Origin of the sequence: Neobacillus sp. SAB-20_R2A (assembly GCF_049568635.1) — a bacterium.
In the GTDB taxonomy this organism is placed as follows: domain Bacteria; phylum Bacillota; class Bacilli; order Bacillales; family Cytobacillaceae; genus Neobacillus; species Neobacillus citreus.
In genome coordinates this window covers 1,285,448-1,298,065 of sequence record NZ_CP145895.1, presented here as the reverse complement: position 1 = coordinate 1,298,065, position 12,618 = coordinate 1,285,448, and the positions used below count along the sequence as shown (strand labels likewise).

The following is a 12,618-nucleotide window of genomic DNA, read 5'->3' as shown; positions in this document are numbered from 1 at the left end:
TCCTATTAGCCTAGTAAAAGTTTTAAAATTGCTTTTTGTGCATGAAGACGGTTCTCTGCTTCATCAAAAACAACGGAATGAGGGCCATCGATAATTTCTGCCGTTACCTCTTCTCCGCGGTGTGCAGGCAGACAATGTAAGAAAAGATAGTCGTCTTTTGCCAGCTTGCATAGTTCTGTATTCACTTGATAGCTTTGGAATGCCTCAAGGCGTTTTGCCGTTTCTTCTTCCTGCCCCATGCTGGTCCAAACATCTGTTACGATCACATCTGCATCTTTAACCGCTTCCTGTGGATTGTTTGTAATTGTAACGGTACTTCCTGTTTGTTGCCCAAACTTGATGGCTCTTTCGGTAATTTCCTCATTTGGCATATATCCGGACGGGCTGGCGATGCTGATATCCATGCCTACTTTTGCAGCCCCTTCCATTAATGAATGAGCCATATTGTTATTTCCATCGCCCACATAGGCAAGCTTTAAGCCCGCTAATTTCCCTTTATTCTCTAAAATGGTTAATAAATCGGCCAGGACCTGTGTCGGGTGCTGCAGGTCAGTTAAGCCGTTAATAACAGGAACGGTCGCATGCTCTGCTAATTCTTCAACCGTCTCGTGTGCAAACGTACGAATCATAATGCCGTCGACATAGCGCGATAAGACCTTTGCTGTGTCAGAAATGCTTTCCCCGCGGCCGATCTGGATATCTCTTGAACTTAAGAAAATCGCATGCCCGCCTAGCTGCAGCATTCCTACCTCAAAGGATACTCTTGTACGTGTAGATGATTTTTCAAAAATCATTCCCAGGACCTTGCCGCCCAAATGCGGGTGCGGCTTCCCTTGCTTTTGCTGGGCCTTTAATTCCTGGGCCACTTCCAGCATATAAAGAATTTCTTCTGTTGTATAATCAGCCAGCTGAAGGAAATCTTTCCCCTTCAGCTGTAATTTATTTGAATTTAATTTAACGGCTTCTAACATGAACCGCACCTTCCTTTTCCAATTGATAAAACTCACTTACAGTATGAACTGTAAAATCTGCTGCCACTGTTTTTTGCAAGTCGAGGATGGCTTTCACCGTATCAAGATGGGTGTACACCGGCACCTTATAGCGGATCGCCTGCTCGCGGATATAAAAGCCAAATTTCTGTTTGTTCCGTCCTTGATTTGGCATATTGATTACAGCTTTCATGTTTTGCTTTTTGAACAGGTCATTCACATCCTGGTCGTTTTTCACGACAGTCTCGACAACGATGCCATTGGCTGCTAAAAAGGCTGCAGTGCCTTCTGTTGCGGCAAGCTTCCATTTTCCTGCAAGCTCTTTTAGAATTGGCAGGCTTCCTGCTTTCTCACGGTCAGAAATGGAGCATAACAGGTAATCTTCTCCGGCCATTCCACCTATGGAAGGAAGTGCCTTATTGAGAGCCTCCTGGAAAGTTCCGCCCATACCAAGCACCTCACCGGTTGACTTCATTTCCGGACCAAGCACATGGTCAACACCCTTTAACTTGCTTGATGAAAAAATTGGTGCTTTTACGGAATAGTATGCCGGTTCAGGAAGCAAACCTGTTGTTTGACTCACATCCTTAAGAGTCTCGCCTAATTGAACTCGTACGGCCCATTCAATCATTGGAACGCCCGTTACCTTGCTGATAATCGGCACCGTTCTTGACGAACGCGGATTCACTTCCAAACAATAGACGATATTCTCATAGACGACGAATTGGATATTCATCATGCCGATGATGGAGGTCGCCTTGGCAATTTTCGCACCGTACTCGATTAACGTCTCTTTCGTATCTGCTGTTAACGAAATCGGCGGGAATACGGAGATACTGTCACCGGAGTGGACCCCTGCTTTTTCAATATGTTCAAATATTCCAGGAACGACAATATCGTTACCGTCACTGATAACATCAATTTCACACTCTAATCCTGGCATATATTTATCTACTAATAATGGCCACATTTTTTCGTTTGAATTTTTTTCAAGCTGCTGAATGTAACCAATTAATTCTTCCTCTGAAAAAATGGTAAACATGGACTGTCCGCCGATTACGTAAGACGGTCTTACGAGTACCGGGTAACCAAGGTTTGTTGCCGCATTGAGCAATTCCTGAGCATTTTCAGCTGTTTTCCCTTCGATATGCGGAATATCTAGTTCCTCTAAAAGCTGATAAAATTCTTTTCGGTCTTCGAGTTGATCGACATGTTTTACAGAAGTTCCTAAAATTTTGACTCCCTCTGCTTCTAACTCATGGGCAAGATTAATAGCTGTCTGCCCGCCGAACTGAATCAGGACGCCTTCAATCTGTTCTTTTTCAATCACATGCAGAACATCCTCGGCAGCAAGAGGTTCAAAGTAAAGGCTGTCGGCAACGGAGTAATCCGTACTGACTGTTTCCGGGTTATTATTGATAACAACCGCCTGATAGCCTTTTTTCTTGATAGCCTTAGCGGCGTGTACAGAACAATAATCGAATTCGATTCCCTGACCGATTCGGATTGGACCTGAACCGATGACAAGGATTTTCGGCAAATCTTCAGCTTCCACCTCGTCAAAGCCGTGCCAAGTAGAGTAATAATATGGCGTTACGGCGTCAAATTCTGCGGAGCAGGTATCAACCATCTTATAGCCTGGTTTTAGGTTTAGTTCTTTACGCTTGCTTCTAATTTCTTTTTCAGGAACATCATAGATTTGCGACAATAGCTTATCACCAACATTGGTGCGCTTGGCTTTCTTCAGGAGTGTGTCAGGCACTTCGCTCCATTGGAAACTAGCCAATTCCTTTTCCAGGGTCACGATAGAGCTTATTTTGTGTAAAAACCACGGGTCAATCTGAGTTAGCTGCTGTACGTGTTCAAGCGTCATGCCTCTTCGGAATGCTTCGGCAATGATAAACAGGCGCTGATCATTGGCCGTTTCCAAAAGCTGTACCAGGGCAGTTTCTTCTAAAGCTTGATTTGCTTCTTTGCAAAGACCGTATACATTCATTTCCATCGAGCGGATCGCCTTGTTTAGGGCACCTTCAAACGTACGGTCAATCGCCATGACTTCGCCGGTAGCTTTCATTTGCGTCCCTAGTGTCCGGTCTGCTTCCGGGAACTTATCAAACGGGAAGCGCGGCAGTTTTACCACAATATAATCAATTGCCGGTTCAAACGAGGCAAAGGTATTGCCTGTTATCGGATTCACAATCTCATCCAAGTGATAGCCAATTGCGCATTTGGCCGCCATCCTTGCAATCGGATAACCGGTTGCTTTGGAGGCGAGTGCCGATGAACGGCTGACCCTTGGATTTACTTCGATGATGTAATATTCGTTGGATTCCGGGTGGAGTGCAAACTGAATGTTGCAGCCCCCGATAATCTCTAATTCTCTGATAACCTTTATAGAAACGTCACGGAGCATTTGATACTGAACATCTGTTAATGTTTGCGATGGAGCAACGACAATCGAGTCGCCAGTATGAACGCCGACTGGGTCCATGTTTTCCATGTTACAAACGATGATGCACGTATCATTGGCATCCCGCATGACCTCATATTCAATTTCCTTCCAGCCCTTGATGCTCTTTTCCACTAATACTTGATGAATCGGGCTGGCTGCCAAACCTTTCTTCAAAACGATCTCAAGGTCTTCTTCGTTATAGGCAAAACCGCCGCCATCTCCGCCGAGCGTATAGGCAGGGCGGATAATAACCGGATAGCCGATTTCGTTAACGAATGCAAGGCCTTCGTCGTACGTGTGAATGATCGCTGATTCCGGAATCGGTTCGCCGATTTGCAGCATCAAATTCCGGAACTTCTCGCGATCCTCGCCGTTTTTAATGGAGGCAACCGAAGTTCCAAGCAGCTCCACATTATATTTTTCAAGAATTTTTTGTTCAAATAATTCAACGGTTAAGTTCAAGCCTGTTTGCCCGCCTAGGGTACCAATGACCCCGTCCGGTTTTTCTTTTTGAATGATTTTTTCAATCGTTTCCACATTAAGGGGTTCAATATAGACCTTATCGGCAACTGCTTCATCTGTCATGATGGTCGCCGGGTTGTTATTGATGAGGACAACCTCAAGTCCCTCTTCCTTCAGGGCGATACACGCCTGCGTTCCTGCATAATCAAATTCTGCAGCCTGCCCGATGACAATCGGGCCTGATCCGATGACTAGTACTTTTTTCAGGTTTTTATTTAATGGCATAACGTGTCTCTCCCACTGAAGCAATCTTGCTTACGAATTCTGTTAAAATATAAGCGGTGTCGCTTGGTCCCGGGTGTGCTTCCGGATGAAATTGCACGGTTTGAATTTGATAGTTTTTATGTGTTAGTCCTTCAATGGACTTGTCATTCACATTTCGGTAGGTGACATTGAATACCTTTTCGTCGATGCTGTTGTCGACGACTACGTAGCCATGGTTTTGGGCGGTGATTTTTACCTTTCCGGTCATTAACTCTTTCACCGGATGGTTGCCGCCGCGATGGCCGTAGGCAAGCTTTTCTGTTTTAGCTCCATAAGCAAGGGCAATAAGCTGGTGTCCCAGGCAAATGCCTAGTGTCGGATAGTTCTGGCTTATTTTCTTGATTTCCGGGAACCATTTTTGCAGTGACATTGGGTCCCCAGGGCCGTTGCTGATGAGGACTCCATCTGGATCTAAAGATTTTATTTTTTCAAAAGGTGTGTTGTAAGGAACAACCGTTACCGCGCAATTTTCTGCTAAAAGAGCGGTAAGGATCGATTTTTTATAACCGAAATCCATTAAGACCACATGCGGGCCGTTATTTTTGAAAAATTGCACCTTTTTCGTGGATACTTGGTCTACCCATAATGGTGCTTTTTCATCTTTCGTGAAGCTTGCTTCAGCCTTTTTGCTGATGAAGCCCTTAACGGTTCCGCGGCTGCGGATGGTTTTGACAAGAAGTCTTGTATCGACATTCACGATCCCGGGAACGCCGGCCTGTTTTAGTTTGTCAGAAAACTTTTGAAAGGATTGATAATGGCTCGGTGTTTCACATAGGTCACCGATGACAACCCCCGCAAGTGCCGGTGAAATACTTTCATCATCCAAGGCGTTGATTCCATAGTTTCCGATAATCGGATAGCAAAATGTAATGATTTGTCCAGCGTAGGACGGGTCAGTGATAATTTCCTGATAGCCGGTCATGCTTGTATTAAAAACTACTTCCCCGAGAGATTCCTTATTTGCGCCGATTAGCACACCTTCAAATACTTCTCCCGTTTCCAAAGTAAGATATCCCTGTTCCAACTTACCTCACTCGCCTTTCTCTAAACTTTGGAACGCCTTTTCCAGTTTTATAATAAATTCGTCGATTTCGTCTTTTGTAACAGTTAACGGCGGCAGAATTCTAACCACATTCGGGCCAGCTGTTAAAATTAACAGCTGGTTCTCGATGGCTTTTTTGACTATCGCTGAAGCATCAGTGTCAACGACCAAGCCTTTTAAAAGCCCTTTGCCGCGGGTTTCTTTAATAAACGCGTATTTTGTTGACAGGTTCTCAAGCTGTTGATCGAGATATTCTGCCATTTTGTTCGCGTTGGTAAGAATGTCGTTTTCAAGTATATGTGTAACGGTTGCCAGCCCTGCTGCTGTTGCCAGCGGGTTGCCGCCAAATGTGCTGCCGTGGCTGCCTGGTTCAAAGCCTTTTGCCGCTTCTTCCTTGGCAATAATGGCGCCGATTGGGAATCCAGAACCAAGACCTTTAGCAACGCTGATAACATCCGGTTCAACGTTGTATTGTTGGTAGGCAAAAAGGGTTCCTGTACGGCCGATGCCGGTTTGGATCTCATCAACCATTAGGAGAATCCCGTTTTCCTTACAAATCTGGTCGAGCTTTTGCACCCATTCTGGGAATGCCGGAATGACGCCGCCCTCACCTTGGACAAGTTCGAGAAGAACAGCGGCTGGCTTTAATTCGCCAAGCTCTTCAAGTGCTTCCATGTCGTTGTATGGCAGGTAGCTGAAACCTGGCATCAATGGCGCAAAGCCGTTTTGAATTTTTTCCTGGCCGGTTGCCGTTAAGGTCGCTAATGTTCGGCCGTGGAAGGATTGCTTGAAGGTCACGACTGTCGATGAGCCGCTCCCTTTTACTTTGTTTGCGTATCTTCTAGCCAGCTTAATCGCTGCTTCATTTGCTTCCGCTCCGCTGTTGCAGAAAAACACTTGATCGCCGCAGCTGTTGGCTGCAAGGAGTGCTGCCAGTTTTTCTTGGTTTGGAATATTGTATAAATTTGAACAGTGCCAAAGATTTTGCAGCTGTTCTTCGAGTTTTTCTTTTATAGCATCCGGTACATGGCCCAAGTTGCAGGTTGCGATCCCGGAGGTGAAATCTAAATATTTTTTGCCTTTATCGTCCCAGACGTAGCTTCCTTTGCCTTTTTCGAGAGTAACAGGGAAACGTCCGTAGGTTGGCATTACCGGTGAAAGTTGAGAGACGGTATTATTGGCTGTCATTACGCTATCTCCTCTTCTAAAACAATTTTTGTTCCTGTATTTTTTCCGTTCACGTAATCTAGTAAGCTGCTTTTTTCAAAACCATTGATGATGGCCACTTCACTAATGTTATGGACAAGGCCATCGATGGCCGCTTTTACTTTTGGAATCATTCCGCCGTAGATGGTTTTGTTTTCGATTAATTCTTCGATAATCGCTTTAGAAACTTTATCAAGCTTCTTCTTGGCTCCATCTTCTTCGACCAGGATTCCTGGGATGTCGCTGATAAAGCAAAGGTTAGCCTGGAGCGCCTTGGCGATGGCAGACGCCGCGATATCGCCATTGATGTTGTAGCGCTGGCCGTTTGCGTCTATTCCAATTGGGGAAATGACTGGGATATAGCCTTGGCTGACGATTCCCTCAATCACATTTTTATTTACTTCAACAACTTCCCCAACAAATCCGAGGGTTTGGGCGTCTGCTGTTGGTTCAGCTTTTAACAAGCTGCCATCTACGCCGCTGACCCCAAATGCGGTGCCGCCGACTTCGGCGATATTTCTAACAACCTGCTTATTGACCATGCCGCTTAATACCATTTCCACAATGTCAAGGACATCATGGTTGGTTACTCGAAGTCCGTTCACAAATTTAGTTTCTATATTTAAACTTTTTAATAGTTTATTGATTAATGGGCCGCCGCCATGAACAATAACCGGAGTCCATTCGCCTGCTTCCTTCATTTTTACAATATCTTCATAAAATGACCTTGGCAGATTTTCTAACACACTTCCGCCACACTTAATGACTAGGTATTTCATTTTCAAAAAGCCTCCTTAAGTGCGGTAGGATGCGTTGATTTTTACATAATCATAAGTTAGGTCGCATCCCCAGGCGGTTGCACTGCTATTTCCTTGGTTTAACTCTACAAAAATTTGTACAGTTTCTTGTTCTAGGTAACTCTTTGCTTCTGCTTCGTCAAACGGACAAGGCAGCCCGTTTTCAAATACAGGAATGGAGCCTAATGAAACCTTTACTAAGTTTGGTTCAACTGGGACACCGCTGTACCCAATTGCCGTCACAATTCTTCCCCAGTTGGCATCCGTTCCGTAGATCGCTGTTTTTACAAGGTTTGAAGAGATAATGGATTTTCCAACTGCTCTCGCATCTTCTGCCTTTAAAGCACCATTTACCTGAACCTCGACAAGTTTTGTTGCCCCTTCACCATCACGGGCAATTTTTTTAGCAAGGGTTTCACTGACAACTTTTAATCCGTTTACGAATACATCCCAATCTGGATGGTCTTTGGTAAGCTGGTCATTTCCAGCTAATCCATTTGCCATAACCAGAACCATGTCATTCGTACTTGTATCGCCATCAACTGTAATCATATTGAAAGTTTGGTTGGTAACTTCTCTAAGTGCTGATAAAAGGTCTTCATGGGCAATATTTGCATCCGTTGTCACAAAGCCAAGCATTGTTGCCATGTTTGGATGGATCATACCGGAGCCTTTTGCTGCCCCGCCGATGCTGACAGTTTTGCCGTCAATTGTAAACTGTACGGCTACGTGCTTTGCGCAAGTATCGGTAGTTAGGATTGCTTGCAGGAAGTTCTCCTCTGCTTCAAACTCGGGTTGAAGGATTTGGCTAATTCCTGTCGTTATCTTATCCATTGGCAGCAGTTCGCCAATCACTCCTGTTGAAGTGACAGATACTAGGTGCTCTTGAATATTTAATTGACCTGCAAACTCTTTTTGAATCTGGTAAGCGTCTTGAATTCCCTGCTCCCCTGTGCAGGCGTTAGCGTTACCGGAATTGACAATGATTGCTTGAGTCTTATTTTCTTTTGCGATGCTTTCTTGTGTTACTAATAATGGAGCCGCTTGGAATAAGTTGGTTGTATATACTCCAGCCACATCAGCGGGAACCTCTGACACAATATAGGCCAAATCAAGTTTTTTTCTTTTCACTCCGCAGTGCATTCCGCCTGCTTTGTATCCCTGTGGTAATGTTATTCCTGCATTTTCTAAAACAACGATTTCATTGGTTGATGTTGCTTGTGTCAATGTCATTTCCCCCTTTATGGTTCCCTTGTTCGTATTCAATCAAACTAGTTAACTATCGATTTTTATTATGGATACATCGGGATATCTTGGAGACCTGCTCGCTCATCCCAGCCGTTCATTATATTTGCATTTTGGATTGCTTGCCCTGCCGCCCCTTTTACTAAGTTGTCAATAACGGATATGATGGTCAGGCGGTTTGTCCGTGGGTCAACATGCAGGCCGATATCGCAATAGTTGCTTCCCCAAACTTCTTTAGTTGCTGGCACTTTTCCGACTGGCCTTACCCTTATAAATGGTTTATTTTTATAAAATTCATCATATATTTGATGAACATCTTCGGTAGTAACCTTTTCTTTAAGTTTTAAATAAATGGAACACATAATTCCTCTAGTCATTGGCACCAAATGTGTTGTAAAAGATAACGTTATTGGTTGGCCGCTTTCGTCTGTAAGGATCTGTTCGATCTCCGGAATGTGCTGATGTGCGCCTAGTTTATATGCCTTTAGGTTTTCATTGATTTCGGCGTAATGGCTGGTGAGAGAAAGTCCCCGTCCTGCTCCGCTTACACCTGACTTTGCGTCAATTATGATAGAATCGCAGTCTGCAAGGTTTGATTTCAAGATAGGAATTAATCCCAGCGTAGATGCTGTTGGATAGCAGCCTGGATTGGAAATTAGGTTCGCATTTTTAATATTTTCTCCATAAATTTCACTTAAGCCATATACCGCTTCATTCAAATAATTTTCAGGTGCCGGTGAATGCTTATACCATGTTTCATATACTTCCGGCGACCTCAACCTGAAATCTCCAGATAGGTCGATACATTTTATACCTGTCTCCATCAATTGAGGGACAAGGTTACTGCTGACACCAGATGGCGTAGCTAAAAATACAACCTCATTTTCTTTAGCAATATTTTGAACATCAAACTTTTCCAAGGGTTGTTCTATAATCTCCGACAAATGCGGATAGCTTTCACTAAAGTTACTTCCTGCTTGAGAGTTAGAAATAACTGAACCAACCTCCAAATATGGATGCTTTTGGATTAATCTAATTAGCTCGATTGCTCCATATCCTGTTCCACCAATAATCGCTGCTTTCAATTCTTTCAACTCCTAAGTACCGTTAATAATGAATTATTATACATCCATATATATAATTATTCAATGCAAAAATCACATATTTTTCAGATTTAATTCTATTTTCAGGTATAAATTTGTGTAAACGCTTTCAATTTTTCTTAAATAAATATACAACTATTTATGCAATAATCCATAAAAAAAAGCCCATAAAGGGCCTGATACTATGTATTCTATTTATTGATTTAACAAGTTTAACATAGTTCTTAATTCATTAACTGCAATTTGTCCGGGGGCAGAACCAACCTTTGCCGCACCGAAAGTCAGTGCCGAACCAAATCCGGCTACACGAGTGATGGCCCCTTTTTGGCCCATCGAAATGGTAATAAACGGTCTGTCTGCATATTTTTCAGACATTGTATTTGTTGCATCCAACAATGTAAGTACATCTTCATTTGTTTTAGGCATTACGGCAATTTTCGGGAGGTCCCCTCCGAGTTCCTGTGCCCTGCGTAAGCGTGATACAATTTCTTCCTTCGACGGTGTTTTTTCAAAATCATGGTTGGAAACAATCACGAAGACATTATGTGAATGAGCTACGTCAATTAGTGTTTTAATATCCTTTTCTTCATTAAATAACTCCACATCAACCAAATCAACCTTGCCAGTCTGTGAGATTTCCATATTTAAATTGATGTATTCTGCGGGGCTGATTTCCCTTTCTCCACCTTCCTTCGCACTACGGAAAGTAAAGATTAAGGGGGTGTCCGTTAATACACTACGAATATTGTTAAGTGCCTCTTTTACTTGCAAGATGTCCTCTACCTGCTCAAAATAGTCAACCCGCCATTCTACAAGGTCAAGGTCTAATGTCTTTAGCAGCCTGGCTTCTTCCATTAATTGGGGTGTTGTTCTCCCTACCATTGGTACACATATTTTAGGTGCACCTTCACCTAACGTTAACCCCTTTACTTTAATTGTTCTCTTCATTACTTACACCTTCTCTAAAATTTCGTCGGCAATTTGCTCAGGAGATTTGTTATCAGTACTAATTTTTATTTGATGATTAGAATAAATTTCTCTTCTATTATTATAAAGTTGTTCCATTTCTTCGATTGTTTTTCCATGCAGGACTGGGCGGCTGTCAATGATAAGGTCTAACCGTTCTTTCCAGCATTCAAAAGAAATATCAAGTAAAATGACTGTAGCCTTGGATAAACAGACCGTGCGTATTTCTTCTTGAAGAAAGGCACCGCCGCCTAACGAGAGAACTAGGTTCTTTTCTTCATTTAAGCTAGTGATTAGGCTTTTTTCCTTTTCTCTAAATACCTTTTCTCCATATACTTTAAATATTTGCGAAGGGGGCATTTTGAATTCCTCTTCAATTAATTCATCTGTATCAATAAATTGCCGATTTAGTTTCTCTGCAACAAGTTTTCCTACAGTTGTTTTTCCTGCTCCCATAAATCCGATAAAAATGATGTTTTTATTTTCTGTGTTTTGGCGTACCGTCAAAATTTTCAACTCCTATCTTAGATGTGTATAATCGAATTTTTATTGTAACAAACAGCCACTGTGAGGCTGAGATTGTGATTGGAATGACGAGATCCCATAACATTAAGTCCCATGATAAAAAGGAATCCGCACCATAAAACTTCAAAGCTATTATAACTAATAATGCAGGTACAGTTGTAATTAACAACCAGTATATTAGCAGCCTTTTTTTATCTCTTTTTATAAAATGAACCACTAGAAAACACAATATTAGTATGATTGATATAGAAATTACCGATAGAAAAGGCATAGCCACTACGAAACTACCGCCTAAGGCAAAAGTAAAAAGAGCTAGAATGATTAATAAAGCCGGTACTGCTAGGTACTTCAATCTACATCTCTCCTTAACATAATACCTTTTAAGAGTCTATACTTATGAAGGACATTTTCAACCTGTTCCATCTTGATTTTGTCCTTCATCGTCTCTATGAAGGATATTTTCAATCGAATTACTTCGTCTTAGCCCTTCATCCTATTATGAAAGATATTTTACCAAAACACCACAAGAAACTTAAATATTCTGCAAACTCATAAACTAGCACCCCAACAGAAAAGAGACCCCTCTAGGAGCCTCTCACGTTATTGTTTCATCTTCGGATCAAGCACATCGCGTAACCCGTCCCCCATCAGGTTAAAACCTAATACAGTCAGCATAATCGCCATACCTGGGAAGAACAATGTCCACGGTGCTTGGGTAATATAGTTCTTAGAATCAGCGAGCATTTTCCCCCATTCAGGCTCTGGCGGTTGGGCGCCTAACCCTAGGAAACCAAGAGCAGCTGCTTCAATAATCGCAGTTGCAATCGCCAATGTTGCTTGGACAATGACCGGGGAAATACTGTTCGGCAAAATATGCCTCAACAGAATCCGGGAATCCTTCATCCCGATAGCCCTGGCTGCCATGATATACTCCTCCTGCTTGACGCTCAACACCTTCGAACGAACTAGTCGGCCAAAGTTTGGGATATTGATTACCGCAATCGCGATAAGAGCATTTCGTAAAGACGGTCCTAAAATGGACACTACTGCAATCGCTAATAGAATACTAGGAAACGCCAGCATAACATCAAAAACCCTTGAAATGATGGCATCCACCCAGCGGCCGTAATAACCGGCAACGATACCAAGTAGCGTTCCAACTACTACAGATCCTAATACGGAAAAGAATCCAACCCATAAAGAAATTCGCGCACCATATAAAATCCTTGAAAAAATGTCCCGGCCAAAGTCATCCGTGCCAAACCAATGCTTACTTGACGGGGCCTGCATCCGGTCGGCCAAAACTTGTTCTTTGAACCCGTATGGCGCCACCCAAGGAGCAATAAACGCAATAACAATAAAAAATAGCACGATACACAAGCCAACAACGGCCAGTTTATTTTTATAGAAAGATTGCAGTGCTTCCTTCCATGGAGGTGTCAGCTTTTCTTCAGCAGGTACCACCGGGATATCTGCTGTATTTTTAGCAAGTTCAGCCACATTAACT

General features: G+C 42.9%; 11 protein-coding genes. All 11 read right to left on the bottom strand.

The window, feature by feature from the left end; translation table 11 throughout:
- Positions 1 to 5 precede the first annotated feature (5 nt).
- The 11 genes from argF to nikC all read right to left on the bottom strand — a co-directional run bounded on the left by argF (position 6) and on the right by nikC (position 12,611).
- The gene (gene argF, locus V5M37_RS06415; protein ID WP_423801290.1) at positions 6 to 971 is read right to left on the bottom strand and encodes an ornithine carbamoyltransferase; all 966 of its coding nucleotides are present in this window, start codon (positions 969 to 971) and stop codon (positions 6 to 8) included.
- The gene (carB, locus tag V5M37_RS06410) at positions 955 to 4,188 is read right to left on the bottom strand and encodes a carbamoyl-phosphate synthase (glutamine-hydrolyzing) large subunit (protein WP_423801289.1); all 3,234 of its coding nucleotides are present in this window, start codon (positions 4,186 to 4,188) and stop codon (positions 955 to 957) included. The genes argF and carB overlap by 17 nt, the downstream gene beginning before the upstream one ends.
- Complete coding sequence (locus tag V5M37_RS06405; protein WP_423801288.1) at positions 4,175 to 5,251, bottom strand: carbamoyl phosphate synthase small subunit; 1,077 nt, start codon at positions 5,249 to 5,251, stop codon at positions 4,175 to 4,177. Before V5M37_RS06405 ends, carB begins: the two co-directional genes overlap by 14 nt.
- A gap of 6 nt (positions 5,252 to 5,257) precedes the next feature.
- Positions 5,258 to 6,457 carry an acetylornithine transaminase gene (locus V5M37_RS06400; RefSeq protein ID WP_423801287.1) on the bottom strand — a complete coding sequence of 400 codons (1,200 nt, stop codon included), beginning with the start codon at positions 6,455 to 6,457 and terminating at the stop codon, positions 5,258 to 5,260.
- Positions 6,457 to 7,254, bottom strand: a complete 798-nt coding sequence (argB, locus tag V5M37_RS06395; protein ID WP_423801286.1) for an acetylglutamate kinase — start codon at positions 7,252 to 7,254, stop codon at positions 6,457 to 6,459. The genes V5M37_RS06400 and argB overlap by 1 nt, the downstream gene beginning before the upstream one ends.
- A gap of 15 nt (positions 7,255 to 7,269) precedes the next feature.
- The gene (argJ, locus tag V5M37_RS06390; RefSeq protein WP_423801285.1) at positions 7,270 to 8,505 is read right to left on the bottom strand and encodes a bifunctional ornithine acetyltransferase/N-acetylglutamate synthase; all 1,236 of its coding nucleotides are present in this window, start codon (positions 8,503 to 8,505) and stop codon (positions 7,270 to 7,272) included.
- A gap of 59 nt (positions 8,506 to 8,564) precedes the next feature.
- A complete protein-coding gene (argC, locus tag V5M37_RS06385; RefSeq protein ID WP_423801284.1) occupies positions 8,565 to 9,602 on the bottom strand; it encodes an N-acetyl-gamma-glutamyl-phosphate reductase in 1,038 nt (345 codons plus the stop codon).
- A gap of 213 nt (positions 9,603 to 9,815) precedes the next feature.
- Positions 9,816 to 10,568, bottom strand: coding sequence for a type I 3-dehydroquinate dehydratase (gene aroD / locus V5M37_RS06380; protein WP_423801283.1), 753 nt, complete (start codon positions 10,566 to 10,568; stop codon positions 9,816 to 9,818).
- A gap of 3 nt (positions 10,569 to 10,571) precedes the next feature.
- Positions 10,572 to 11,042 carry a shikimate kinase gene (locus V5M37_RS06375; protein ID WP_423802580.1) on the bottom strand — a complete coding sequence of 157 codons (471 nt, stop codon included), beginning with the start codon at positions 11,040 to 11,042 and terminating at the stop codon, positions 10,572 to 10,574.
- Between the two features lie 22 nt (positions 11,043 to 11,064).
- Positions 11,065 to 11,463, bottom strand: a complete 399-nt coding sequence (locus V5M37_RS06370) for a hypothetical protein (protein WP_423801282.1) — start codon at positions 11,461 to 11,463, stop codon at positions 11,065 to 11,067.
- A gap of 248 nt (positions 11,464 to 11,711) precedes the next feature.
- Positions 11,712 to 12,611: a nickel transporter permease gene (gene nikC, locus V5M37_RS06365; protein ID WP_423801281.1), complete on the bottom strand. Its 900-nt coding sequence runs from the start codon at positions 12,609 to 12,611 to the stop codon at positions 11,712 to 11,714.
- Positions 12,612 to 12,618: the final 7 nt, after the last annotated feature.

What these genes read in the sequence shown, in the direction of transcription:
- V5M37_RS06400 (WP_423801287.1), bottom strand. Translation starts at nt 6,457, where the DNA reads ATGACAGCCAATAATACCGTCTCTCAACTTTCACCGGTAATGCCAACC.
- V5M37_RS06375 (WP_423802580.1), bottom strand. Translation starts at nt 11,042, where the DNA reads ATGGGAGCAGGAAAAACAACTGTAGGAAAACTTGTTGCAGAGAAACTA.
- carB (WP_423801289.1), bottom strand. Translation starts at nt 4,188, where the DNA reads ATGCCATTAAATAAAAACCTGAAAAAAGTACTAGTCATCGGATCAGGC.
- argB (WP_423801286.1), bottom strand. Translation starts at nt 7,254, where the DNA reads ATGAAATACCTAGTCATTAAGTGTGGCGGAAGTGTGTTAGAAAATCTG.
- argF (WP_423801290.1), bottom strand. Translation starts at nt 971, where the DNA reads ATGTTAGAAGCCGTTAAATTAAATTCAAATAAATTACAGCTGAAGGGG.
- aroD (WP_423801283.1), bottom strand. Translation starts at nt 10,568, where the DNA reads ATGAAGAGAACAATTAAAGTAAAGGGGTTAACGTTAGGTGAAGGTGCA.
- argJ (WP_423801285.1), bottom strand. Translation starts at nt 8,505, where the DNA reads ATGACATTGACACAAGCAACATCAACCAATGAAATCGTTGTTTTAGAA.